The sequence below is a fragment of the Streptomyces sp. NPDC048639 genome (assembly GCF_043199075.1).
GTDB lineage: Bacteria > Actinomycetota > Actinomycetes > Streptomycetales > Streptomycetaceae > Streptomyces.
Window position 1 is genome coordinate 550,170 of sequence record NZ_JBICVP010000005.1, and the last position, 23,714, is coordinate 573,883.

Consider the following 23,714-nt stretch of genomic DNA (forward strand, 5'->3'; position numbering starts at 1 on the left):
GGCCTTCGCGCCGTTCCCCCATGCGCCTCACCGCCCTGCCGCCCTCGACCCAGGAGCTCTCGCGATGACACCCGCCGCGACCGTCCTCACCGCACCGGACATCTCCGCGCCCTCCCTCGCCCCGCGGCCCGGGAATCCCGCGCCCCTGACCGAGGCCGAGCGGGCGGCCTGCGCGGCGATCCTGGCCCTCCTGCTGCCGCACCGGCGCACGGTGGACACCGATCCGCCACCGGACACATCCGCTGGTCTCCTCGACGCCTTCCCCGACCAGGTCCGCCAGCTCGCCCCGTTCGTGACGGCCGGCGAGCCGGTCCTCTTCACCCTGCCCGGCTTCCCCTGCAAGTCCCCCAACCCGGCCAAGGTTCTCGGCCATCTCCCCGACGAGGGCGAACGCCTGTCCCTGCGCTTCCTCGACCGCCTCTGCTCCCGGATAGCCACCGTGTACGCACCGGGCGCGCGTGTCCTCATCTGCTCCGACGGGCATCTCTTCGGCGATCTGATCCATGTGCCCGACGCGCACATCGACGCCTACTCCGACGGCCTCCAGGCCATGATCCGCGCCGAGGGGCTGCGGCATCTGGACATCTTCGACCTGCGGACGGTCTACGGCGACCTGCCGTACGACTCCAAGCGGGCCCGCGTCCACGACACGTACGCGCCGACGGTGGACGAGCTGCGCGAACGCACGCGCAACGACGAGCAGATGCTCCGGCTGTACCGGGGGATCACGCGGTTCCTCGTCGAGGACACCGCGGAGTTCACGGGGACCCGGTCGGCGCTGCAGCGTGAGTGCCGCAGGCGCGCGTACGGCGTCATCCAGCGCAGCCGCGCCTGGGGCGCGCTCATCGCCGACCACCGCCCGCGCTCGTTCCGCCTGTCGATCCATCCGCAGCCCCGGCGGACGGACAAGTTCGGCATCCGGCTGCTGGACGCGCGGGACGTATGGACCACGCCCTGGCACTCCTGCGTGCTCCACCACTCCGACGGACGCTGGGAGTTGATGCACCGCAGGAAGGCCGAGATGGTCGGCCGCCTCGTGCTGCGCGGCGGCCGGCCCAGTCACTTCGAGGCCGAGGCGGCCGGCTCCTCCTGATGAGCGGCCGGGGCGTTCCCGGCCGGTGCCCGGTGGTCGATGGCGATCAACGGGTCGCCGGTCAGGGGGTGTTCGGTCACGGCGGCCCGTACGCCGAAGACATCGGCGAGCAGTGCGGGGGTCAGGACCTCGCGCGGCGCGCCGGAGGCGACCACGACGCCGTCGCGCAGCACATGCAGCCGGTCGCACAGTGACGCGGCGGCGTTCAGGTCGTGCAGCGCGATGAGCGTCGTACGGCGTTCGGCGCGCAGCAGGGCGAGCAGCTCGACCTGGTGCAGGATGTCGAGGTGGTTGGTCGGCTCGTCCAGCACGAGGACATCCGGCTCCTGCGCGAACGCCCGGGCGAGCAGGACCCGTTGGCGTTCTCCGCCGGAGAGCGCGGAGAACCGCCGGTCCGCCTGCCCGGCCATGCCGACCCGCTCCAGGGAGCGGCCCACGATCTCGCGGTCCGTACCGCTCTCCCCGGCGAACGCCCGCTTGTACGGGGTACGGCCCATCGCCACCACCTCGTGCACGCTCAGCTCGAAGTCGCTGCCACGCTCCTGCGGAAGCGCGGCGACATGGCGCGCGGCCCCGGCGGGGGTGAGTTCGCGGATGTCGGTCCCGGCGAGCAGGACGCGCCCCGCGCAGGGGCGCAGATGGCGGTAGACGGTGCGCAGCACACTGGACTTGCCACTGCCGTTGGGGCCGATGAGCCCGGCGATCTCCCCTTCCGCCGCGACGAGATGGACCCCCGCGACGACGGTGCGGCCGGAGTAGCTCACGCGCAGGTTCTCGATGCCGATGTTCACCGGTTGCGCTCCAGGCGTCGGTCCAGCAGATACAGCAGCGTGGGTGCGCCGATGAGCGAGGTGACCACGCCGACGGGAAGTTCCTGGGTGTCCATGGCCGTACGGCACACGATGTCGACCACGACCAGCAGCAGGGCACCGGTGAGTGCGGAGACCGGGAGAAGCCTGCGGTGGTCCCCGCCGACGAGCAGCCGGCAGACATGCGGGACCATCAGGCCGACGAAGGCGATGGCCCCGGAGACGGCGACCAGGCAGCCGGTCAACAGGCTGGTGACGACGAGGAGTTCGCGCCGCAGCCGGGTGACGTCCACGCCGACGCCGGCCGCGGTCTCGTCCCCCATGGTCAGGGCGTTCAGGCCGCGGGCGCGGGCCTGGAGCGCCAGCCCCGCGGCGAGGACGGCGAGGGCGGGCAGGGTCAGCAGGCTCCAACTCGCCCCGCCCAGACTGCCCATGAGCCAGAACAGCACGCTGTGGGTCTGCTGTTCGTCCTCGGTCCGGAGCACCAGGAAGCTGGTGAAACCGGAGAGGAACTGGCCGATGGCGACGCCCGCGAGCACCAGGCGCAGCGGGGAGAACGTCCCCCCGCGCCGCGCCATGCCCCACACCAGGACGAATGCGCCGAATGCACCGAGGAAGGCGGCGGCCGACAGCCCCAGGCCGAGCAGGCCGCCCGCGCTCGCGCCGAGCACGATGGCGGCGACCGCGCCGAGCGAGGCGCCGTTGGAGATGCCCAGCAGATACGGGTCGGCGAGCGGGTTGCGGACGAGTGACTGGGTCGCCGTACCGACCAGGCCGAGCCCGGCGCCGACGATGGCGGCCAACAGAGCGCGGGGTACGCGGAGTTGCCACACGATGAGATCGTCCGTGCCGGGCCGCGGGGCCTCACCCGACAGCCGCCGGAAGACCACGGACCATACGTGGCCGGTCGCGATGTCGGTGGAACCCCAGGCGACGGCGGCGGTCAGCGCGGCGAGCAGCGCCGCGCCGAGCACGACGGCGAGAACCCCGGCCCGCAGAGCCCCGGTGGCCCGGGCTCCGGTGTCCGGCGCCGTGGGGCCCTCCGCACGCGGGGCGCCGGCGGTCCGGTTCCGCGGGTCGTCGGCTGCCCGGGGGCCGGGCCAGGGCGGCGCGTGCACGGCCCGCCGGCCGTCGCTCACCGACCGGGGGTCGCTCTCGGGACCGCCGGTACGGGCGGGACGCCCGTCGGCGGCCCCGCCCGTACGGTTCTTCCGGAACGGGGAAGACGCACGCATCTACCGGGCCGCCTTCACCTTGCCGGGGTGAAGGGCTGCGGCGATCTCCTGGACGGTGTCGGCGTTGGCGACTCCGGCGATGGTGGTCCGCTCCGAGCCGATGCGCAGGAACTTGCCGTTCCTGACGGCCTTCATGCCCCGGGTGGCGGCGTTCCCCTTCAGGAACTTCTCAGCCTCGGCGAAGGCCCGGTCATTGGCGGACCTGCTCCCCCGGTCGCGGACCGCGAGCTGGATCCAGTCGGGGTTCTCGCTCACCACGTCCTCCCAGGAGACGGGCTTGAAGTCGCCGTCGCAGGTGCCGAAGACGTTCCGGGCGCCCGCCTGGGTGATGACCGCGTTGCCGACCTGCTTGTTGCAGAGCGCCATCGGCTGCTTGGTCCCGGCGTCGTAGTCGAAGAAGAAGTAACTCGGCAGCTGGCCCGCGGGCACGTCGCCGACGGCCTTGCGGACCGTAGCGACCTTCTTGTCCATGGCCCCGACGAGCGTGCGCGCGCGGTCGGCGGTTCCGGTGACGGCGCCCAGCCGCTCGATGTCCTCCTTCACACCGGAGAGGTCCTTCTGGGGCCCCTTGGCCTTGGGGGCGCAGGCGGTCGAGGCGAGGTAGATGTGCTTGATCCCGGCCGCCTTGAACTCCGCCTCGGTCGGGGCATCGCCCATCCCGCCCATGTTCCCCATGTGGGCGAAGGTGTCGACGTAGAGGTCGGCGCCGGAGCCGAGGAGCTTCTCCTTGGCGATGATCTTCGTGCCGAGGACCGGCACCTTCCGCGCCCGCGCGTCGAGTTCACCGGGCAGCGTGCCCCTGCCCGGCGGGAAGCCGGTGCCGATCACCTTGTCGCCCGCGCCCAGGCGCAGCAGCATCTCCAGACCGGCGGCGTTGCTCGTGACGATCTTCTCCGGGGGCCGGGTGAACGTCGTACGGGTCCCCTCGCAGTCGGCGACCGTCACCGGGAATCCCTCGGGCTTCTTTCCGCCCGGCGCCTTCTGCTCCGCGCTCCCGCCCTGTTCCCAGTCCCCGCCACCGCATCCGGTGGCCAGCACCGACACGGCCGCGACCAGCGCCGCGACACCGTACACCGCGCGAGAGCGCATGAATTCTCCTCGTGGTCCGCTTTCCCGACCGGACCGGGGGTACCGGTCCGGTCGAGATAGTCGGACGGCGTACGCCACCGGTTCCCGGGAGATGCGGAACGTCGCCCCTCAGTTCGTCAGTACCTCAATTCCTCGCTCCCTCCGCACCTCGGCGCCCGGTTCGCCGCGGATCGGCCGGGGCGGGGGCAGGCGGGAGCGGGAGCAGGCCAGGGTGGGGACAGGCCGGAGCGGGGGCGGGCGGGATCGGGGGCGGGCCGACGCATCAGGGCATCACCGTGCGTTCCCGCGAGGCGGGCGACGCGCACCGCTCCGAGACGGACTCCGGCGTGAGCTGACGTCGTTCCGGCAGGAGTGCGGCCGGCGCGGATGCGGCAGTCGTCGGCGCCGAGGGCAGGTCTCGTTGCCGAGGGGGCGGTCCCGGGCGCTGATGCGGCGGGTCCCGGATGCTGATCCCGGGTCCCCGGGGTACTGATGTCGCAGGGGAATCCGGTGAGTTCGAGGACCGGTCCGGACGTCAGCCGCCCCGGCTGTCTCCGGCCCCCGCCGTCCTGGCGTCACCGACGGGGCCGGGACGCCCGGCCACCGGGACCACGCCTCGGCCCGCTTCCGAGCCTTCCAACGCCTTCCCGACGGCGTAGTGGACGTACTCGTCCGCCAGGCGGAACCCCGCCGACCAGGCCAGCCGCCGACTGGCGCCGTTGTCCCGGGAACAGTTCCAGGTGGCCGTCCGGCCGCGGGCGGAGATGTCACCGCAGAGGGCGGTCACGCACGCCAGGGCCAGACCGCGGCGGCGCTCGGCGGGCCGCGTGGCCACGGCGAGGTCCTCGTACAGGCCGCCGAGAAAGTAGGTGCAGGCGAGCGAGAGCAGCTGCTCACCGCGGAAGGCACCCCAGCAGTGGCCCGAAGTCGCAAGCCGGGCGGGGCCTCCCCAACTCGCCGCGATCCAGGCCATGTCGCCGTCGAGGTCCGCCACGGCAGACCCGTCCCCCGCGGTCATGCGGCGTACGACGGCACCGCCGGGTGGTCGTACGGCCCGCGCGGGTTCGGTCTGCACGGACACCATCCGCTCCCAGGGGACGAGCGAGACGAACGCGGCCCGAAGCACGGGCAGGAAGCGCGCCGGCGCGTCGATGTACGTGTGGGCGAGCGGTGCGAGAGCCTCCGGTCCGGTGGCGCGCGGGTCGCCGCGGACGACCGTGTGCCCGGCGCAGGTGACGGCCACCACCCTCGGCTGGAGCAGCCGGTCGACCCACCAACACCCCGTCCCCGCCAGGCGGGTGTGCTCGGCCATCACCATGGGGCCGGGTCCCCGGGCCGGGAAGCGCTCGGCGGAACAGCAGGGGTGACGGGGCGTCAGTGCGATCACGACCCCATTGGAGCGTCGACGGGGTGCGGCTCCGCACTTCGACCGCGCCTGCATGACCCGGGTGGCGCAATCCCTGACCAACCTTTGACCGTGGCGCGTACGTGCCGGGCCACCAGAGGCCCGGTTCTCTTCCTCTGCACGACCGGGGCCACGATCGTGGAGCGGCTCGAGGTGTGCAGATCGGTGCATGCGTCATCGCCGGGATCAGCGTCGTGTCCCTGCTGTCCCGGATCCGGTGCGCCTTCGAACTCCGGGTCACCAGCGTGTCCCTGGACTCCATGGCCGAGCGCTTCGTACGGGACATCGCCCACCGCAGGATCCGGTTCATCGCCAACGAGCCCGAGGCGCGGGACGCGGCCGGGTACGGCGACAAGCTGCGGCAGATCCGGGCCGACAACGACATCCCGACCGAGGACGACCTCGTCCCGGTCGAGGTCACCGTCCGCGACCCGTCGGAGTTCGAGTCCGAGCTGGGCGTGCGGGGCACGGTCCTCCACGGGCGCTACCGGTGCTGACGCTGGACAGCGCGACCATCCCCAACACCCCTGGCCGCGCTCCTGCTGCACGTACGCGATCTGACCGGTCAGCGGCCGCACATCTACTTCGAGTGGACCGAGGGGAGCCCGCTCGGGCACTTCGTGAAATTCTTCCTCTTCGGACAGGGAGAGGTGGCGCCGGTGACGCGCGAAGTGCTGCGTGAGGCCGAGCCGGACCGGGACCGCCGACCCCGCGTCCGCTTCGGCTGACGCGCAGGGGGCGCCACCTCCGCACCCGTCCGTACGCTGTGCCGTCCGGACGCTTTCCCGTCCGCACCACGCACCTGTCCGTACACGCGCCCCGGGGACCCTGACAGATGAACGACCACCGCACCCCCCGAACCGCACCCCTGGCCGCCGGTTTCCGCAACGGCGGCGTCTCGTACTGGTACCGGGATGCCGGCGTCCCGGAGCGCAGGGACGCGCTTCCCGGGGACCGCGACTACGACGTGGCGATCGTCGGGGGCGGCTACACCGGGCTGTGGAGCGCCTACTACCTCAAGAAGGAGCAGCCCGATCTGCGGATCGCCGTCCTGGAGCGGGAGTTCGCGGGCTTCGGCGCCTCCGGGCGCAACGGCGGATGGCTCTACCACGGCTTCGCCGGAGCGCGTGACCGCTACGCCGCCGAGCACGGCCGGCAGTCCGTGGTCGACATGCAGCACGCCATGTTCCGGGGCATCGACGAGGTCATCGCGGTCGCACGCGACGAAGGCATCGACGCGGACATCCACAAGGGCGGCATGGTGCGCGTGGCCACCGGACCCGCTCAGCGCCGGCGCCTGCTCGACGACCTGGACGACCGGCGCGACTGGGGCTTCGGGGAAACGGACCTGCGTCTTCTCGACCGTACGGAACGCGAGGAGCGGCTACGCGTGGCCGGGGCGATGGAGGCCCTGTGGACCCCGCACGCCGCAGCCGTCCAGCCGGCGAAGCTGGCCGCGGGCCTGGCGCGTGTCGTGTCCGGCCTGGGCGTGGACGTCTTCGAGGACACGACGGTGACGGAGATACGGCCGCGCACCAGCGGGCAACGGCCCGCCGCAGTCACCGTACGGGGCACCGTGACCGCCGACTGCGTGATCCGGGCGACCGAGGGCTTCACCGCGAGCCTGGCGGGACAGCGCCGCCAGTGGCTCCCCATGAACAGCTCGATGATCGTGACCGAGCCGCTGCCCGCCAAGGTGTGGGAGCGCATCGGATGGCGGGACCGGGAAGTGCTCGGCGACAGCGCCCACGCGTACATCTACGCCCAGCGCACCCCCGACGGCCGGATCGCCATCGGCGGCCGCGGGGTCCCGTACCGCTACGGCTCCGGCACCGACGTCCGGGGCGCCACACAGCCGCGGACGGTGGACGCGCTCTGGCGCACGCTCGCCGCTCTCTTCCCGGACGCGGCGGGGGCCGGGATCGAGCATGCGTGGTGCGGTGTGCTGGGTGTACCGCGGGACTGGTGCTCCACGGTCCATGTGGACCACGCCACGGGACTGGGCTGGGCGGGCGGCTACGTGGGCAGCGGCCTGACGACGGCCAACCTGGCGGGCCGCACGCTCCGGGACCTCGTGCTGCGACGGGACACCGACCTGACGGCGCTGCCCTGGGTGGGCCGCCGGGTCCGCGACTGGGAGCCGGAACCCTTGCGCTGGGCGGGAGTTCAGCTCATCTACACCCTGTTCCGCGCCGCCGACCGCCGGGAGAGCGCGGGCACACCGCGCACGTCGGCCTTCGCCCGGCTTGCGGAGGCCATCTCGGGGCGGTGAGGGGGCGGTTGGCGAGGGACGGAGGAGAGCGCGGGCGATCGCGCGGCGACCGCCGGTCGAGACTTCCGGAATCCTCTTCCCGCTCGTCTGCCGGAGTGGGGCGAACCCCCGTTCCGCCCCCACTCCGGCAGCCCAGCGGACCCTGATCATCGCTTGACGGATAGGGCGTGTCAACTACTGTTAACAGCTGCGCGGTTCGTGTGGCGGGTTCTCGGCGGGGATGCCGGGCCAGCAGCGACTGGAGCATCAACACTTGTTGCGCGAGTGGCGTGGATCGCGTCCGCTGGGCATACTGCTGCGGACTGCGATCCACAAGCGCATAACGGCCGGGGGTTTCTGCCATATGGGCGAAAGCAGTGCGGGCGCAGGCGATTTTGCATCCGAGCGGTTCGCTGAGCGCCTGGAGCATCTCTTCGCGCAGATGTATCCCGCCTCTCAGGGCCGCCCGTACACCAACGGCGAGGTCGCGCGGGCGACCGGTCTGAGCACCACCGCGATCGGGTATCTGCGCACGGGCCGCAACCGGCCCTCGCTGGAGACGGCGGCCCGGCTCGCCGGGTTCTTCGGTGTGCCCCTCGACTTCTTCCGCAACGACGAGATCGCCGCTCAAGTCCAGGCCGAACTGGCGGACTTGGCCGCGATCCGGGACCACAGGGCGCGGCGTATTCTGCGGCGGTCGGCCGGGCTGCCCGCGGCGATGCAGGCCGCCGTCGAGCAGATCATCGAGGAGTACCGGAAGGCCGCGGGGATGCCGGCGGATCCGGATGGTGATGACGAGCAAAGGACAGCATGAGCGGCACGGGGGGTGCCATACCCGTCCAGGAGATGCCTTCGGAACGGCGCATGGCATGGCAGATACCTCCAGGGGACGGTGACGAAGGCGTGTGGTTCACGGGCACCAGCCACACCAAGGCGGTGCGCAAGCGGTGCGAGCGGCGCCTCGCCGAGCTGGAGCTGCCTCCCACGAGCGACATCCAGGTCCTCGTCGCGCATATCTCCGAGCGGCTCGGACAGCCCATCAAGCTGGTGCCGCGGGATCTCGACCCGCGCGAGGTGTCCGGGCAGTGCGTGCTGCGGAACGGCACGTACTGGATCATCTACCAGCGCAACACCACCCATTGGCACCAGATGCACATCATCTGCCACGAGCTGGGCCATCTGGTGGGCGGTCACGAGTGCATCGACATCGGCGACGAGTCCGAGAGCCAGGCCGTACCGACGACGCGGATCCTCGGCCAGAGCGCGGTCGCCCGGATGCTGGGGCGCTCGCACTACGACAGTCCGCCCGAGCGCGAGGCCGAGGTCCACGGCACGCTTCTGCGGCAGCATCTGGCCGCCCACGCCGCCGCCTCGGCCGGGGCCGCCACCTGGGTCGCGCCGGCGCTGGAGCACACCTGGGGCGGGCGTGTTTGACGCTGCCTACTACGGCGCTGCTCTGATCATCGGCGCCGCTCTCGCGTTCAAGCTGCGGGGCTGGCGCTCGGCGCCGTCCGCGCAGTTGGCGTTCTCCTGCGCCTGCCATGCCTTCGTCGCCCTGGCGTTCCTCTGCGCGACGCCGTCGGCGTACCGTTTCATCGGCTCGGTGGCGGGCCTTCCCGATCTCGCCACACTGCTCGTCTACGGATTCATCATCTGCTTCAGCGCCTCGGCCCAGGGCCTCGCGCTGCTGTGGACGACGATGTCCTCGGACCCGGCCGAGACATGGTCGCTCGCCGGGCCGCGCGTCATCCGCCGCATCGCCGTCTATGCGCTGCTGCTGACGACGATGATCGGCCTCTTCTCCTTCGCCGCCGTGAGCGGGCACCTCCCCGGCGGTCCCCACCCCCTCGACTTCGACACCTTCTACGGACCCCAACCGCCCGTCGCCGTCTTCCTCTTCGTCTACCAGGGCGGCTTCGCGTACGCCCTCCTCGGCATCGCCCAGGCCTGCTGGCGCCACGCGGACGAACTGGCCCGCCGCGACCCCGAACGCGTGGCCGTACGCACCGGGGTACGGCTGATCGCAAGCGGCTGCCAGGTCGCCCTCGGCTATGTCCTGTGCAAGGTCGTCGCCATCGGTGCGGCGGTCCGGGGCAACGGCGGCCTCGATGTGCTCTCCACGGTGGCCGGCCCGATGTTCGCCACGATCGGCGCGATGCTGATGTGCGTCGGCTTCATCCTCCCGGCGGTGCGCGCCTGGCAGGAGCGGCGCCACGCGTTCGTCGCCCTCCGGCCGCTGTGGCTGGTGGCGGCCGAGGCTGACGACCACATCCTGCTCGACCCCGTACCGTCCAAGCTGGGCTACGTGTTCGCGGCCCGCGATCTGAAGTGGCGGCTCGGCCGCTGCATGGCCGAGATCCGCGACGCACAGCTCGCCATGCGCATCTGGGAGGACCCGCGCGTGTCCGGGACCGCCACGGCCCTGGCCCGGGAGGAGGGGCGGACCGAGGAGGAGGCCGAAGCGGCGGGGGCCGCGGCGGCGCTGCTCGGGGCCATCCGGGCGCGGCAGGCGGAACTGGCGCGGATCACCCGGGATGTGGTGGCGGGTGGAGTTCCGGTGGAGGCAGTCGGCGATGCCGTCGCCGACGCCCTCACGCATGGACTGACGGTTCGTCATGACGCGCACGGTGAACCTCGACTCCCCTGCGATGACGGGCAGTCCGGAGTCAGCGCGGACCGGGCGGAGGAACCCGGGGCCGGCGCGCACGAACCCGCGTCCACGCACGAACCCGCGTCCACGCACGAGCCCGCGGACCAGCGTGCCGAGCGCGACCGGCTGGTCCGGATCGCCCGCGCGCTCACCGGTCCGGCGGTCACCGAGGCGCTGCGCCGCACCGAACCGGCGGGGGCCGTGTGAACGCCCAGACGCCCGAGGGCGAGCCCGCGAACGCCGCGGCGCGCGAGGACGGACCCGCGAACGCCCCGACGCCCGAGGAGGAACGGCGCGCCCACGCCACGTACCGGCGCATGGCACTCGTGGACTTCCCCGAGGACCTGATGCTCGGGCTGAACCTCGGCTTCTACCGGACCTTCGCCGTCCCGAGCATCGCCCGCGTCCTGCACGGCACGGGCCGGATGACCGGCCGGCCCAAGGCGCGGGCGAAGGCGACGGGCGAGGTGATGTACGCCCTCATCGAGCACGGCTTCGACGACCCGACCGGGCTCGAAACGGTCGCCCTGCTGAACCGGATCCACGCCCGTCTGCCCGTCGGGGACGAGGAGTTCGTCTACGTCCTGGCCGCCTTCTGCGTCGCTCCCCTGCGCTGGATCGACGCCCATGGCCCGCGCCCGACGACCAGCGCCGAGAAGGCCGCGGCGTACGGTTTCTACGCGGGTCTGGCGCAGCGCATGGCCATCAAGCCGCTGCCGCACTCGTATCAGGAACTGGCCTTCTGGATGGACCGGTTCGAGGAGCGCACCTTCGCGGTCACCCCGGAGGGACGGGCCCTGCTGAACGCCACGCGGGGGCTGCTCGCCGACCGTTTTCCCGCTCCGCTGGCGGGACTTGTCCGTACGGCGTCCGACACCCTGCTCGACGACCGGCTGCGGACGGCCTTCGGCGTCACCGCTCCGCCGCGCGCTCTTCGGGCGCTCGTCGCGGCGGGCCTGCGGTACCGGGCGCGTCGACTGCGGGGGCGGCGCGGGCTTCTCGGCCGGCCCTGACCTCATCTCCACCGGCTCCGGCGCTTCTTCCGACCGGTCGTGAGGTCCTGCCGGACCTGTATCGGACCCGCCGTCCCTGAGGTCCCTGCCGGACCTACCGGTCCCTGCCGGTTCTGAGATTCTGTGCCGGTTCTGGCGCGGTACCCGTTGCTGTTCCGGGAGGCCGATTCCCGGCTCCGGACGGGCAGTTGCCCGGCCCGGAAGCGCAGTTGTCCCGCAGGCCAGGGAGCGCCGCTACCCGACCCGGATACGCGGACGCCCTTCCCCGGATGGGCAGTTGCCCCTGACACGGATGCGCAGGCGTGATCCTCTTCCGTCTGCGCCGGTTCCACGGATCGGGCGGATCGAACGTCATCTAGGGATTTCCGCGTTCACTTGCCCTGGCCTGCGCCTTTGGCGCCTCAAACCGAAACAGGATCGTATAAGTTCGAAGACACTGCGTCACAGGTGATCGATTCCGGCTATCCTTCGTGGGGCTCAGCGCGTCGGCGCATCCTCCCAGGTCAGCCCTGACCTGACACCGACCGAGGGTTGCCCGAGGCAACTCCTGACGACTCTGCCGCGCCGCCATGGGCCCTCCGTTTGCGTAGCCTTTCGATCGATTTGAGGACACTGATGATTCGTGCCGAATCGTCACCCGGAGGACAACGAACCGGCCCTGTAGTCGCGTGGTTACTACCCGCCATCGTGATGGCGGGTGTGGCAGCCGTCGCGACAGCGGTGGTTGCGACCGACGCACGAGGAGCCGTCGCCGTCTGCGGCGCTGTGGCAACCGTCGCCGTGGCGGCCCTCGCGGCCGAAGTCGCCCGCCGCGGGAAGGCCTTGGCGTCCCTGCGTGCCCAAGCCGCCGAACGGACCGAGGCGCTTCAGCGGCGCCTCGGCCAACAGGAGGCGGTCACGGTCCAGTTGGCCAGGGAGCGGCTGCCCGAAGCCGTGGCCCGCCTCCAGGAGGGCGAGTTCGCCGAGGACGTGCTGGCGTCGATGGTGGGGGCGGGCGAGGGGCTCAGCCCCGAGTTCCACGCCGCCCAACAGGCGCTGATGCGCTCGGTCGTCGAGGCCGTTCAGGCCGAGGAGACCCTGCGCGACTCCGCGCAGCGCGGTGTCGTCAACGTCGCCCGCCGCGTACAGGCCATCGTCTACCGGCAGGCCACCGACCTGCGCACCATGGAGGACCGGCACGGCCAGAAGCCGGAGTTCTTCGCCGATCTGCTGCGCCTGGACCACGGCACGGCGCTTATCGGACGCCTGGCGGACAGCATCGCAGTCCTCGGCGGTGCCCGGCCCGGCCGCCAGTGGAGCAAGGCCGTTCCCGTCTACAGCGTGCTGCGCGGTGCGATGTCCCGCATCCTCGACTACCAGCGCGTCGAGCTGCACTCGGTCGCGAACGTCGCTGTCATCGGCCCCGCGGTCGAGCCCCTCATCCACGCGCTGGCCGAGCTGTTGGACAACGCGACTCGCTACTCGCCGCCGAAGGCCCGGGTCCACCTCACCGCGAGCGAGGTCCATGCGGGCATCGCGATCGAGATCGAGGACGGCGGCGTCGGTCTGAGCGAGGAGGCCCGCGCCCGGGCCGAGCAGATGCTCAAGGAGGCGCAGGCCGGCATCGACCTCAACGACCTCGGTGAGGCGCCGCGGCTCGGCCTGGCCGTGGTCGGCCGCCTGGCGCAGGCGTACGACTTCCAGGTCTCGCTGCCGCCGTCCGCGTACGGCGGTGTCCGCGCGGTCCTGGTCGTCCCCCAGAAGCTGATCACCACGGCACCCGCGGAAGGACGAGCGCACGGTATCGGTGCCAGCTCCGGCCAGCGCTCCGCCGAGAGCGCGGCACAGTACGGCGGCGCGGCCCATCGCGACGGCACGGCACAGTACGGCGGTTCCGCACATCCGAGCGCCCCGGCGCCGAGCGTTCCCCTGACCCGCAGGCCCCAGCTTCCGGCAACCGGGCCCTCGTTGAGGGGGGACGAGGACGACGAGGCTCCCGCCCTGGTCGAGCGGACCGCCAACGGACTGCCGCAGCGTCGCCGTCGCCGTCCGGGCCCTGCCGCTCGCTCCGGTTCGGGCGCGCCTCAGGCCGCCGCGGATCCGGGTGCCCACTTCCAGGGCGGCGCTTTCCCCGCGGCACCCACCCCGGACGCCGGACCGGGCCCTGCCGCCGCGGCACATGCCGCGCCCCGGCCCGCGGCCGACGAACCGGCGCCCGGCATGTGGATGGTCGATCTGCAGAGCGGCCTGTCCGGCGGACCGCGACCGGCCGCCGACCGCAACACCAATGACAAGTCGTTAGATGAGGGTGAATAAGCAATGGATCGCCGGGCCGACATGGACTGGATGCTCAAGGACTTGGCGGAGAGCGTCCCGCAAGTCCGCTCTGTCGTGTTGCTGTCATCGGACGGCTTGTGCATGGCGCAGTACCTCACGGAGAGAGATACCGCCGACCGCATCGCCGCCATCGGCTCGGGGTTGCAGAGCCTCTCCGTAGCGGTCGCCCAGGAGTTCCCCCACAGCGACGGCCGGATGCGGATGGTCGTCATCGAGGTGAACGGCGGCTTCATGTACCTGCTGGCGGCCGGATCCGGAGCGCACCTGGCCGTCCTGGCGGACGAGGGCGTCGACGCGGGCCTGGTCGGGCAGCACATGCGTGACCTGGTGGCACGTATCGGCGCGCATCTCACCAGCCCCCCGCGCGACAGCGGTCCGGCCACGTGAGCGAAGACGCACAGGGTTGGGAGAGGGACAGCCCGGAGCGCCTCTATGTGATCACCGGCGGCCGCAGCGACGCATCGGAGGGGGCCGGGGCCGAACTCGACCTGGTCACCCTGATCGTGGCGCGTACAGAGCCGAAGGTCGGCATGCAGCCCGAGCACACATCGATCCTGCAGGTCACCAATTCCCCGCTGTCGGTGGCCGAGATATCGGCGTATCTCGGGCTTCCGGTCAGCGTGATCACCGTGTTGCTCGCGGATCTGCTGTCCGAAGAACAGGTCGAAGCACGAGAGCCGGCCTCGTCGCTTCCCGACGTCGCACTGATTGAGGCGGTGATCCATGGATTACGGAATCTCTGACGAGGCCGTGGGCCCGCGGAGCGAGGACGCCCTGCCGTCGTCGGCCAGCTCCGCGGTCAAGGTCGTCATCGTCGGCGGCTTCGGCGTCGGCAAGACGACGCTGGTCCGCTCGGTGAGCGAGATCCGGCCCCTGACGACCGAAGAGACGATGACCCAGGCCGGCGAGGGCGTGGACGACATCTACGGGGTGGAGCAGAAGGTCCACACCACTGTCGCCATGGACTTCGGCCGGATCAGCCTCAACGAGGAGCTGGTGCTCTATCTGTTCGGGACACCGGGTCAGCAGCGCTTCTGGTTCCTGTGGAACGGCCTGTTCAAGGGCGCCCTCGGTGCCGTTGTACTCGTCGACACACGCCGGCTGGAGGTCAGCTTCGATGTGATCGGCCGTCTGGAGGAAGCCGGGGTCCCGTTCGTGGTCGCGGTCAACTCGTTCCCCGCGTCGCCCTCGTACCCCGTCAAGGAGCTGCGCGACGCTCTCGACCTCCCCGAAGCGGTCCCGATCCTCATGTGCGATGTGCGTCAACGGAACTCCAGCCGGGATGTCCTGGTGACGCTGATGCAGTACCTGCGTTCTCTCGTCCTGTCCCCGGAGGCGACGACGTGACCACCCCATACCCCGACCCGTCGGCCCCCTCCGGAGTGACCCCCGCCCTCCCTCCCCCGGGCTGCCCCGCCCACGGGATGGACGCCGGCGCACTGCGGCGGCTCTACGGCCCCGAGGCCGACGCCGACCCCATGAAGCTGTACGAGACCCTGCGCGCCGAGCACGGCGCGCTGGCCCCGGTGCTCCTGCCGGGCGAGCTGCCTGCCTGGCTCGTGCTCGGCCACCGGGAGAACCTGGAGGTGGCGCGCACTCCTTCGCTCTTCTCCCGGGACTCGCGCCACTGGCACGACATGCAGCAGGGCAAGGTCCCGCCGGAGCACCCGATGGCGCCGCTGACGATGTGGCAGCCGCTGTGCGTCTTCGCCGACGGCCAGGAGCACGAGCGGCTGCGCAGGGCGGTCACCGAGAGCCTCTCGCGTTTCGAGGCCCGCGGTATCCGCCGGTATGTCACACGCTTCGCGCACCAGCTCATCGACGAGTTCGCCTCGACCGGACGGGCCGATCTGGTCGAGCAGTTCGCCGACCAGTTGCCGATGCGGGTGATCACCCAGCTCTTCGGGATGCCGGAGGGCTACGGTCCGCACCTCGTCGACGCCGCCAAGGACATGATCCGGGGTACCGAGACGGCGGCGGCCAGCAACGACTACATCACCGAGACGCTGGAGCGTCTGGTCCAGCGCAAGCGGATGTCCCCGGGCCACGACGTGGCCTCCAAGCTGCTGGAACATCCGGCCCGGCTCACCGACGAGGAAGTCCGGGAGCACCTGCGGGTGTTGCTGGTCTCGGCGAACGAGCCGACCGTCAACCTGATCGCCAACACGCTGCGGCTCGTCCTCACCGACCAGCGCTTCCGCGCGACGCTCGCGGGCGGTCACATGACGCTGCCGGACGCGCTGGAGCAGGTGCTCTGGGACGAGCCGCCGATGACAACGAACATCGGCCGCTGGGCCACCGGGGACACCGAACTCGCCGGAAAGACCATCAGGGCCGGGGACATGCTGGTGCTGGGCCTGGCCGCGGGCAATATCGACCCGGACATCCGCCCGGACACCTCGGCGCCGATGCACGGCAACCGCTCGCATCTGGCGTTCAGCGGAGGCCCGCACGAGTGCCCGGGCCAGGACCTCGGCCGGGCGATCGTGGACACCGGGATCGACGCGCTGCTGACCCGGCTGCCCGATCTGCAGCTCTCGGTCTCCGAGAACGAACTGCGGTGGGACACCGCGCTGATGTCCCGCCGGCTGGTGGCGCTGCCGGTGACGTTCACGGGGCGCCGCCCGGAGTCCTCCCGGAGGACCGGAAGCCACCCGCTGCCCTCGGCAGAGCTGCCCCCGATGCGGGTGCCGCAACAGGAGCCGGTCGCAGCGGGGACGGCCCCTGCGGCGGCCCCGAGGCGTACGCCGTGGTGGTCCTCGCTGGTGCACAGGCTCCAGGGACGGCGGTAGGGCGTCGCCGGCACCGATCGGATGGCGGGCGCGAGCAGCGGGAGGTTCTTCCCGGGACTGCCAACGCGCCCGCCTGCGACCGGAAGTGCCCGTTTGCACACAAGTAGTGCCCCAACTCCACTCCATGCGTGGCCTGTTATGGCAAGAAACGACCTCCTAGTGAGATGCTGGAATGCGCCATCGGGCCGCGGCATGTCTGACGAACCCGGTGTCACGAGCGTGCCCGCTGAGCGGTCGCCGACGCGGCGAACGACAGCTTCGGCCTCTTCGGCTTCCGGCCACGGCGGGGACGCCGGCTGGTTGAGCAAGGGAGGAGGCCACGTCCCCCGTGCCTCCTCACGACGGTTGTGTGGAAGCGGCCCGTCCGCTGGAGACATTGAGGTGATCGGCAGTGGAGCACGGGTTGATCGTGCCACCCGTCTATTCCCCCATACCGCCCGCGATCCATCCGCGACACAAGGTCATCGACGACCGGACGGCCGCATGGGCGGTGCAATTCGGCATCGGCTCCGAGGAACTGCGCACGAAGCTCGTACGCCACGACATCGGCACCTTCGCGGCCCGCATCCTGCCCGAAGGGCGCGAGGACGTCATCTCCCTCCTCGCCGACTTCATCCTCTGGCTCTTCGGTGTCGATGACGGTCACTGCGAGGAGGGCGACCTCGGCAACGACCCCAGCCGGCTCGTCGCCGAACTCTCCCGGCTGCTGCGCGTGGCGCAGAACCCCGATGTGCCGATGCTCGAGGGGGACCCGCTCGCGGAGGGGCTCCGGGACCTCAGCCGGCGGATGTCGCGCCACGGCACGCCGGGACAGGTCGTACGCTGGGTGGACGCGCTGCGCGAGTACTTCATGTCCGTGGTGTGGGAGGCCTCGCACCGCAGCAGCGGAACGGTCCCCGATCTCAACGACTACACCCTGATGCGCCTCTACGACGGCGCGACCTCGGTCGTCATGCCCCTGCTGGAGATGGGGCACGGCTACGAACTCCAGCCGCACGAGCGCGACGACGTCACCGTACGCGCGGTGGCGGAGATGGCCTACTTCATCATCACCTGGGACAACGACATCTTCTCCTACCACAAGGAGAGCCGGGCCGATCAGTACTACCTCAACGTGCTGCGCGTCCTGGAACACCACGAGGACCTGAGCCCCGAGGAGGCGCTGACGACGGCGGTGGCCCAGCGGGACCGGGTCATGTGCCTTTACCTGCGCCTGTGCGCACAGCTCGAGACCACCGGCAGCCCCCAACTGCGCCGTTATCTGCACTCCATCGGCGCGTTCATCCGCGGCGCCCAGGACTGGGGCATCAGTTCGCGCCGCTACACCACTCCCGAGGACCCGGCCGGCCTGCCGTCCACGTTCAGCGACACCCCGACCGACGACAGCGCTGAGGCGCTGGACATCCCCGCCGTGGCCTGGTGGTGGAGCCTGCTTCCCCGGGAGCCCCGCGAGGAAACGCTTCCCCACCGCCGGAAGAACACCAGGAAGAGCCCATCGGCCCCGCGGCGCAGGAGCAGCCTGCGTACGGCCTAGTCGACACACCGCACCACGGCCCGCCGCCCCGAGACGGCACGGGCATCGCACAGTCCCACCCCCCACCGACACCGGGCGCGCCGGCCCGCCTTCCGGCCGGTCCCGACGACGAAAGGACTGCGAGAGTGACTACAGCACTGCGGGCGGTCCCGCGCGCCCCCGGGCGTCTTCCGCTGGTCGGCCATGCCGTCCCCCTGCTGCGGAACCCCCTGACGTTCCTGCAGGAGTTGCGGAGTACTGGCGACTTCGTACGGGTCGACGTCGGCACCCTGCCCATCTACTTCGTCACCAGCGCCGAGCTGACACACGAGCTGCTGGTCTCCAAGGCACGCCACTTCGACAAGGGCCGCTTCTTCATCCGGGCGCGCATCCTGGTCGGCGACGCCCTGCCCACCGCGCCGTCGCACATCCACCGCCCGCACCGCCGGCTGATGCAGCCGATGTTCCATCACACCCGTATCGCCGAGTACGCGAGGGTGATGGCCACCCGGGCGAAAGCGATGTCGGACGCCTGGACGTCGGGTCAGGTCGTCGCCGTCGACCAGGAGTTGGCCGAGTTCTCGGTTGCGACCCTCGGCGAGACCATGTTCTCCACGGAGATCAGCCGTCCCGCCGCCGAGGCGGTCCGCCGCGACGTCCCGATCCTCCTCAAGAACGCGCTCGTACGGACCGTCACACCGCGCCTCTTCGACCGCGTGCCGATCCCCGCCAACCGCCAGTTCGACGCGGCGTCGTCCCGGCTGCGGCGGGTCATCGACGATGTCATCGCCGCCTCGCACGCGCAGGGCGACACCGAGTGCAACGACCTGCTGCACCTGCTCCTCGCGGCGCGCGACGCCGACACCGGTGAGGCCCTCACCGACAAGGAGGTCCGGGACGAACTCGTCGCGATCATGTTCGCGGGCACGGAGACCACCGCGTCGACCCTCGCCTGGACGTTCCACGAACTCGCCTCCCGCCCCGACGTCGAGGAGCGGCTGCTCGCGGAGATCGCGTCGGTGGTGGGTGACCGCCCCGTCACCTTCGAGGACGTCCCCCGGCTCACCTACACGGACCAGGTGCTCAAGGAGATCTCCCGTCTGCACTCGGTGCCGCTGCTCATGCGGCAGGCGACCGCGCCGGTCGAACTGGGCGGCGTCCACCTCCCGGTGGGCACGGAGGTGGCCTTCAGCCTCTACGCCCTGCACCGCGATCCGCGCCAGTACGACGACCCGGCGCGCTTCGACCCGGACCGCTGGCTGCCGGAGCGACGCGAGAAGCTGCCGCGGGAGGGCTTCGTCCCGTTCGGCTCGGGCAATCGCAAGTGCATCGGCGACGGCTTCGCCTGGGCGGAGATCGTGATCACGCTGGCCACCGTGCTCCCCCGGTGGCGCTTCGAGCCGCTCCCTGGCCATGAGGTCCGCGAGGTCGCCTCCGCCGTGGCGCATCCCGACGAGCTGCCGATGCGGGTCGTCGCACGACAGGGCTGACGCCGGAGGCGACGGGTGCGTGGCGCACCGGATTCCTGTCCGGTGCACCAACCAGCACTACCGGAAGGGGAGTTCGCGGCCGCACGGCTGCCACGGTGAGCCCCTCGGCGCAGAGCGGGGGCCGTCCGCGGGCAGGGGCTTCCTCGGGTGCGGGGCGGTTTGGGTGGAGCCGCCCTGAGGTTGTTCTCGCGGGCCCGGTGACGACGATCCGTTCGCTGCGGAGATCGCACCCGATCGCCCCCTGCTCGTACGGACGGCTGGTCGCTCAGCCTCGCGCGTCCGGCTCCCCGATCCGCCCCGCATAGGCGTCGACCAACTCCTCGCGGGAGTCCTCGAGATAGGCGACGAGCAGTTCCTCGGCCCGGGCCGCGTCCCCGGCGCGCAGTGACCTGAGAATCTCCCGGTTCCGCGCGAGATACGGCGCGTGGAGGCGGCGCATATCGTCCACCACATGGAAGACCAGGCGCAGTTCGGCCAGCACGCTGCGCATCAGCTCGTCGGTGCGCGGGCTTCCGCCCAGCGCGACGAGTTCGCCGTGGAAGTGGATGTTGGCCGTCGACACTCCCTTCCACTCCCCTTCGGCCGCGGACCGCTCGCCCGCGGCGACCGCGGCTTCGAGCCCGTCGAGCGGGAAGGGCGGCTCCCCCAGGCTCCGCAGCACACCGCATTCGACCAGCCGCCGTACGCGGTGGATGTCGGCGACGTCCTCGACGGCCAGCATCCGTACGAAGACCCCGCGGTTGAGCCGGTGCACGAGCAGCCGCTCGTGGGTGAGCAGCCGGAACGCCTCGCGCAGGGTGTTGCGCGAGACGCCGAGCGCTCCGCTGATGCTGTCCTCCGACAGCCGCGTCCCGGGCGGGAAGTAGCCGTCCGCGATACGGGTGCGCAGAATGTCCGCGACCCGCTCGGCGGTGCTCGTACGCCCCAACAGGGCCCGGTCGTCCGCCAGTGCGCTCAGCTCGGCCTCAGTCGTCACCACGTCACGCAACTCCCGGTCTCGCTCCACATCTGATCCACCACGCCCGGTGAGCAGTCAATCGCAGAACCTGGAAACAAGACAACACACCCCTTGAAGGATCGTTCAACGATCCTCTAGCTTGGGCCCACGCCGCCGGTCGGTCCCCTCCGGCGCGTCCGTTCTTCTCGGTGCACCACATCTCTCACCCGCGAGGTGCAAATGAGCAGCAAGCCTCCATCACCGGCCAATCCGCCCAACCCGTCGGCGTCCCCCATGGCCGACGGTGCAGCCGGCGACGGCGCCACCGAAGGGATCGCGCCTGATCAACTCCGCGACGACAGCGGCGCATTCGCCTGGCTTCGCGCGCTCGGCCCGCGAGGGCGCCGCGCCTTCGGCGGTGCTTTCGGTGGCTATGCCCTGGATTCGTACGATTTCTTTACGCTGCCGCTGAGCATGGTGGCGATCGCCGCGTACTTCGGGCTCGACAACGGCCAGACCGGTCTGCTGACCACCGTCACCCTGGTCGTCTCGGCCATCGGCGGCGCCGCCGCGGGCGTACTGGCCGACCGCATCGGCCGGGTCAAGGCCCTGATGATCACGGTGATCACCTACGCCGTCTTCACCGTTCTGTGCGGTTTTGCACCGAATTACGAAATGCTGCTCGTCTTCCGCGGCCTCCAAGGCCTCGGCTTCGGCGGCGAATGGGCGGTCGGCGCGATCCTGGTCGCCGAGTACGCCAGCTCCAAGCACCGCGGCCGCACCCTCGGCGCCATCCAGAGCTCGTGGGCGGTCGGCTGGGCCCTCGCCGTCGTCGTCTACACCCTGGTCTTCCAGACCTTCGACGAGAACACGGCCTGGCGCGTCATGTTCTTCACCGGCGCCCTGCCCGCCCTGCTGGTCATCTACGTCCGGCGCAGTGTCCAGGACGCCCCGAAGGCCACCGAGCAGCGCAAGCAGGCCGGCAAGGGCTCCCTGGACTCGTTCGCCACGATCTTCAAACCGGATCTGCTGCGCACCACGCTCTTCGCCGTACTGCTCTCCACCGGTGTCCAGGGCGGCTACTACACCCTGGCCACCTGGGTGCCGACCTATCTCAAGTCCGAGCGCGGGCTCACCGTCGTCGGCACCGGCGGCTATCTGACCTTCCTCATCTCCGGCGCCTTCATCGGCTACCTCACCGGCGGCTATCTCACCGACAAGCTGGGCCGGAAGCGGAACATCACGCTCTTCGCGTTCCTCTCCGCCGCCTGCATCGTCGCCTACACCAACATCCCCGAGGGCGCGAACACCCTCGTCCTCGTTCTGGGATTCCCACTCGGCTTCTGCATGTCGGCGATCTTCAGCGGCTTCGGGTCGTTCCTCAGCGAGCTGTACCCGACGGCCGTACGCGGCAGCGGACAGGGCTTCACGTACAACACCGGCCGCGCCGTGGGCGCCTTCTTCCCCACCCTGGTCGGATTCCTCTCCGAGAGCTGGGGCGTCGGCGGCGCTCTCATCTTCGGGGCGGTCGGCTACGCACTCGCCGTCGTCGCCCTGTTCGGGCTACCCGAGACGCGCGGCCGCGAGCTGCTGTGAGCGGGACGGAGGCCATGGCCCGGGGCGGTGCCGGAAGTCCGGAGGCCGCCCGGGGCCGCAGCCGGAAGCCCGGCGCGGACATGAGCCCCGGCGAGGCCCGGGCGTACTTCCGCACCGGGGCGGGCGGTACGACGGCCGGCTGGGCCCCCGGACACACCCAGGCCAACCTGATCGCCGTCCCCGCCGACTGGGCGTACGACGTGCTGCTCTTCTGCCAGCGCAATCCCCGGCCGTGCCCCGTGCTCGACGTCACCGACGCCGGGGCCTGGACCACACCGCTGGCGCCGGGCGCGGATCTGCGCACGGACGTCCCCCGCTACCGCGTGTGGAAGCACGGCGAACTGGTCGACGAACCGGCCGAGGTGACCGGCCACTGGCGCCGTGATCTGGTGACGTTCCTCATCGGATGCAGCTTCACCTTCGAATCGGCGCTCTCCGGCGCGGGCGTCCCGATGCGCTACGTCGAGCAGGGGCGGAACGTCGCCATGTATGTGACGAATCGTCAGTGCCGCCCGGCCGGGCGGCTGCACGGGCCGCTGGTGGTGTCGATGCGGCCCGTGCCGGCCGGCCTGGTGGACACCGCGGTCCGCGAGACCGCCCTCATGCCCGCCGTCCACGGCAGCCCGGTGCACCACGGTGACCCCGCCGCTCTGGGCATCGCCGACCTGGACCGCCCGGACTTCGGCGATCCGGTGGAGGCCGAGCCCGGCGACGTCCCGGTGTTCTGGGCGTGCGGGGTCACTCCGCAGGCCGCCGTGATGGCCTCACGTCCGCCGTTCGCCCTCACCCACGCGCCGGGCCGAATGCTGATCACCGATGCCCGCGACGCGGACTACCGCGTGGCCTGACGCGCCGGCGCGAGGTCGCCGCCAACGGCCTCGCGCAGCGTCTGCGCGCCCCCACGGCGGTCAACCCGCCGAGCGCGCTGCCCCGTTGGGCGCGGCAGCGGTCGGGCCGAAGGGCTGTGCCCGGAGGTTCGGCCACGCCTCCACGAGGTCCGCGGGGGGTTCGAGCGGCCTGCTGGTCCGCACCCAGTCGAGGCGGACCAGCGGAAGGACGGCCTGGATCCGGAACTCGTCCTCCCGCTCGTCCTCGGGTCCTGTCGAGAAGTCCATCGAGGGCAGCGGTTCGCCGGAGAGGACGGCGGCGAGGACGTCGTTCCACCAGCCGTAGGCACTGGTCACCACCAGCTCGTCGGGCACCTCCAGGTCGAGCACGACGACGCCTTGCTCCCACTCCAGCGGGCTGAGCAGGGAGCGGGCCGTCTCCAGGACCCGCCCGTCGCGCGAGTCGGGTCCCGCCCAGGCCCATACGGGCGGGCGGCCGGCGCTGTCGATGCCGCGCCGGCGCATCTCCGCCAGCATCAGCTCGTATCCCGGTCGCAAGCCGGAAGCGACGCGGCTCCAGTCCCCGGTCAGCAGACCGGACTTCTCGAGGACCGGGACCGCCCCGTGGTGCTGCACCGTCCACAACCGCATGGGGTCACGATCCCATCCGGCCCCGGGCCCGGCACCCCGTTTTCCGATCGGCGGGGGCACCGGGCCAC

The 23,714-nt window shown here is 71.3% G+C and carries 21 protein-coding genes and 1 pseudogene; 16 read left to right on the top strand and 6 right to left on the bottom strand.

What is annotated here, in order from left to right; translation table 11 throughout:
* Positions 1 to 64 precede the first annotated feature (64 nt).
* Positions 65 to 1,093 carry an L-tyrosine/L-tryptophan isonitrile synthase family protein gene (locus ACGFNH_RS17135; RefSeq protein WP_393654396.1) on the top strand — a complete coding sequence of 343 codons (1,029 nt, stop codon included), beginning with the start codon at positions 65 to 67 and terminating at the stop codon, positions 1,091 to 1,093.
* On the opposite strand, the gene ACGFNH_RS17140 is transcribed toward ACGFNH_RS17135, so the two are convergent.
* The 4 genes from ACGFNH_RS17140 to ACGFNH_RS17155 form a co-directional block, all read right to left on the bottom strand.
* Positions 1,060 to 1,884, bottom strand: coding sequence for an ABC transporter ATP-binding protein (locus ACGFNH_RS17140; RefSeq protein WP_393654398.1), 825 nt, complete (start codon positions 1,882 to 1,884; stop codon positions 1,060 to 1,062). The two genes, ACGFNH_RS17135 and ACGFNH_RS17140, sit on opposite strands and share 34 nt — an antisense overlap.
* Positions 1,881 to 3,137 carry a FecCD family ABC transporter permease gene (locus tag ACGFNH_RS17145; protein ID WP_393654400.1) on the bottom strand — a complete coding sequence of 419 codons (1,257 nt, stop codon included), beginning with the start codon at positions 3,135 to 3,137 and terminating at the stop codon, positions 1,881 to 1,883. Before ACGFNH_RS17145 ends, ACGFNH_RS17140 begins: the two co-directional genes overlap by 4 nt.
* A complete protein-coding gene (locus ACGFNH_RS17150) occupies positions 3,138 to 4,226 on the bottom strand; it encodes an ABC transporter substrate-binding protein (protein WP_393654402.1) in 1,089 nt (362 codons plus the stop codon).
* Between the two features lie 514 nt (positions 4,227 to 4,740).
* Positions 4,741 to 5,592, bottom strand: coding sequence for a GNAT family N-acetyltransferase (locus tag ACGFNH_RS17155; protein WP_393654404.1), 852 nt, complete (start codon positions 5,590 to 5,592; stop codon positions 4,741 to 4,743).
* A 126-nt stretch (positions 5,593 to 5,718) separates the two neighbouring features.
* On the opposite strand from ACGFNH_RS17155, the pseudogene ACGFNH_RS17160 reads away from it, so the two are divergent.
* The 13 genes and pseudogenes from ACGFNH_RS17160 to ACGFNH_RS17220 all read left to right on the top strand — a co-directional run.
* Positions 5,719 to 6,338 (top strand): annotated as a pseudogene (locus ACGFNH_RS17160) (amino acid transporter); the annotation flags it as partial.
* 107 nt (positions 6,339 to 6,445) lie between these two features.
* Positions 6,446 to 7,882: an NAD(P)/FAD-dependent oxidoreductase gene (locus ACGFNH_RS17165; protein ID WP_393654406.1), complete on the top strand. Its 1,437-nt coding sequence runs from the start codon at positions 6,446 to 6,448 to the stop codon at positions 7,880 to 7,882.
* Between the two features lie 343 nt (positions 7,883 to 8,225).
* Entirely contained in the window at positions 8,226 to 8,675 is a 450-nt protein-coding gene (locus ACGFNH_RS17170) for a helix-turn-helix transcriptional regulator (protein WP_393654408.1), read from the top strand.
* A gap of 50 nt (positions 8,676 to 8,725) precedes the next feature.
* A complete protein-coding gene (locus tag ACGFNH_RS17175) occupies positions 8,726 to 9,295 on the top strand; it encodes a hypothetical protein (protein ID WP_393654410.1) in 570 nt (189 codons plus the stop codon).
* Positions 9,288 to 10,718 carry an MAB_1171c family putative transporter gene (locus ACGFNH_RS17180; RefSeq protein WP_393654412.1) on the top strand — a complete coding sequence of 477 codons (1,431 nt, stop codon included), beginning with the start codon at positions 9,288 to 9,290 and terminating at the stop codon, positions 10,716 to 10,718. Before ACGFNH_RS17175 ends, ACGFNH_RS17180 begins: the two co-directional genes overlap by 8 nt.
* Positions 10,715 to 11,524, top strand: a complete 810-nt coding sequence (locus tag ACGFNH_RS17185; protein ID WP_393654414.1) for an oxygenase MpaB family protein — start codon at positions 10,715 to 10,717, stop codon at positions 11,522 to 11,524. Before ACGFNH_RS17180 ends, ACGFNH_RS17185 begins: the two co-directional genes overlap by 4 nt.
* Before the next feature lie 615 nt (positions 11,525 to 12,139).
* Positions 12,140 to 13,819: a sensor histidine kinase gene (locus ACGFNH_RS17190; RefSeq protein WP_393654416.1), complete on the top strand. Its 1,680-nt coding sequence runs from the start codon at positions 12,140 to 12,142 to the stop codon at positions 13,817 to 13,819.
* A 3-nt stretch (positions 13,820 to 13,822) separates the two neighbouring features.
* Complete coding sequence (locus ACGFNH_RS17195; protein ID WP_393654418.1) at positions 13,823 to 14,227, top strand: roadblock/LC7 domain-containing protein; 405 nt, start codon at positions 13,823 to 13,825, stop codon at positions 14,225 to 14,227.
* A complete protein-coding gene (locus tag ACGFNH_RS17200; protein WP_393654420.1) occupies positions 14,224 to 14,583 on the top strand; it encodes a DUF742 domain-containing protein in 360 nt (119 codons plus the stop codon). Before ACGFNH_RS17195 ends, ACGFNH_RS17200 begins: the two co-directional genes overlap by 4 nt.
* Positions 14,564 to 15,187, top strand: coding sequence for an ATP/GTP-binding protein (locus ACGFNH_RS17205; RefSeq protein WP_393654421.1), 624 nt, complete (start codon positions 14,564 to 14,566; stop codon positions 15,185 to 15,187). The genes ACGFNH_RS17200 and ACGFNH_RS17205 overlap by 20 nt, the downstream gene beginning before the upstream one ends.
* On the top strand, positions 15,184 to 16,632 hold the full coding sequence (locus tag ACGFNH_RS17210) for a cytochrome P450 (RefSeq protein ID WP_393654423.1): 1,449 nt from the start codon (positions 15,184 to 15,186) through the stop codon (positions 16,630 to 16,632). Before ACGFNH_RS17205 ends, ACGFNH_RS17210 begins: the two co-directional genes overlap by 4 nt.
* Positions 16,633 to 17,023: 391 nt before the next feature.
* A complete protein-coding gene (locus ACGFNH_RS17215; RefSeq protein ID WP_393654425.1) occupies positions 17,024 to 18,166 on the top strand; it encodes a selina-4(15),7(11)-diene synthase in 1,143 nt (380 codons plus the stop codon).
* A gap of 125 nt (positions 18,167 to 18,291) precedes the next feature.
* A complete protein-coding gene (locus ACGFNH_RS17220) occupies positions 18,292 to 19,635 on the top strand; it encodes a cytochrome P450 (protein ID WP_393654427.1) in 1,344 nt (447 codons plus the stop codon).
* 265 nt (positions 19,636 to 19,900) lie between these two features.
* Here ACGFNH_RS17220 and ACGFNH_RS17225 read toward each other — a convergent pair whose 3' ends face one another.
* Positions 19,901 to 20,614, bottom strand: coding sequence for a GntR family transcriptional regulator (locus ACGFNH_RS17225; RefSeq protein WP_393654429.1), 714 nt, complete (start codon positions 20,612 to 20,614; stop codon positions 19,901 to 19,903).
* Between the two features lie 198 nt (positions 20,615 to 20,812).
* Here ACGFNH_RS17225 and ACGFNH_RS17230 point away from each other — a divergent pair, with 198 nt between their 5' ends.
* Both ACGFNH_RS17230 and ACGFNH_RS17235 read left to right on the top strand, forming a co-directional pair.
* Positions 20,813 to 22,168, top strand: a complete 1,356-nt coding sequence (locus tag ACGFNH_RS17230; RefSeq protein ID WP_393654431.1) for an MFS transporter — start codon at positions 20,813 to 20,815, stop codon at positions 22,166 to 22,168.
* Positions 22,169 to 22,248: 80 nt separating this feature from the next.
* Complete coding sequence (locus tag ACGFNH_RS17235; RefSeq protein ID WP_393654509.1) at positions 22,249 to 23,016, top strand: putative hydro-lyase; 768 nt, start codon at positions 22,249 to 22,251, stop codon at positions 23,014 to 23,016.
* Between the two features lie 60 nt (positions 23,017 to 23,076).
* On the opposite strand, the gene ACGFNH_RS17240 is transcribed toward ACGFNH_RS17235, so the two are convergent.
* Positions 23,077 to 23,646, bottom strand: a complete 570-nt coding sequence (locus tag ACGFNH_RS17240; protein WP_393654433.1) for a hypothetical protein — start codon at positions 23,644 to 23,646, stop codon at positions 23,077 to 23,079.
* Between the last annotated feature and the right edge of the window lie 68 nt (positions 23,647 to 23,714).

What these genes read in the sequence shown, in the direction of transcription:
- ACGFNH_RS17135 (WP_393654396.1), top strand. Translation starts at nt 65, where the DNA reads ATGACACCCGCCGCGACCGTCCTCACCGCACCGGACATCTCCGCGCCC.
- ACGFNH_RS17145 (WP_393654400.1), bottom strand. Translation starts at nt 3,137, where the DNA reads ATGCGTGCGTCTTCCCCGTTCCGGAAGAACCGTACGGGCGGGGCCGCC.
- ACGFNH_RS17150 (WP_393654402.1), bottom strand. Translation starts at nt 4,226, where the DNA reads ATGCGCTCTCGCGCGGTGTACGGTGTCGCGGCGCTGGTCGCGGCCGTG.
- ACGFNH_RS17165 (WP_393654406.1), top strand. Translation starts at nt 6,446, where the DNA reads ATGAACGACCACCGCACCCCCCGAACCGCACCCCTGGCCGCCGGTTTC.
- ACGFNH_RS17170 (WP_393654408.1), top strand. Translation starts at nt 8,226, where the DNA reads ATGGGCGAAAGCAGTGCGGGCGCAGGCGATTTTGCATCCGAGCGGTTC.
- ACGFNH_RS17175 (WP_393654410.1), top strand. Translation starts at nt 8,726, where the DNA reads ATGGCATGGCAGATACCTCCAGGGGACGGTGACGAAGGCGTGTGGTTC.
- ACGFNH_RS17190 (WP_393654416.1), top strand. Translation starts at nt 12,140, where the DNA reads ATGATTCGTGCCGAATCGTCACCCGGAGGACAACGAACCGGCCCTGTA.
- ACGFNH_RS17195 (WP_393654418.1), top strand. Translation starts at nt 13,823, where the DNA reads ATGGATCGCCGGGCCGACATGGACTGGATGCTCAAGGACTTGGCGGAG.
- ACGFNH_RS17205 (WP_393654421.1), top strand. Translation starts at nt 14,564, where the DNA reads ATGGATTACGGAATCTCTGACGAGGCCGTGGGCCCGCGGAGCGAGGAC.
- ACGFNH_RS17230 (WP_393654431.1), top strand. Translation starts at nt 20,813, where the DNA reads ATGAGCAGCAAGCCTCCATCACCGGCCAATCCGCCCAACCCGTCGGCG.
- ACGFNH_RS17235 (WP_393654509.1), top strand. Translation starts at nt 22,249, where the DNA reads ATGAGCCCCGGCGAGGCCCGGGCGTACTTCCGCACCGGGGCGGGCGGT.
- ACGFNH_RS17240 (WP_393654433.1), bottom strand. Translation starts at nt 23,646, where the DNA reads ATGCGGTTGTGGACGGTGCAGCACCACGGGGCGGTCCCGGTCCTCGAG.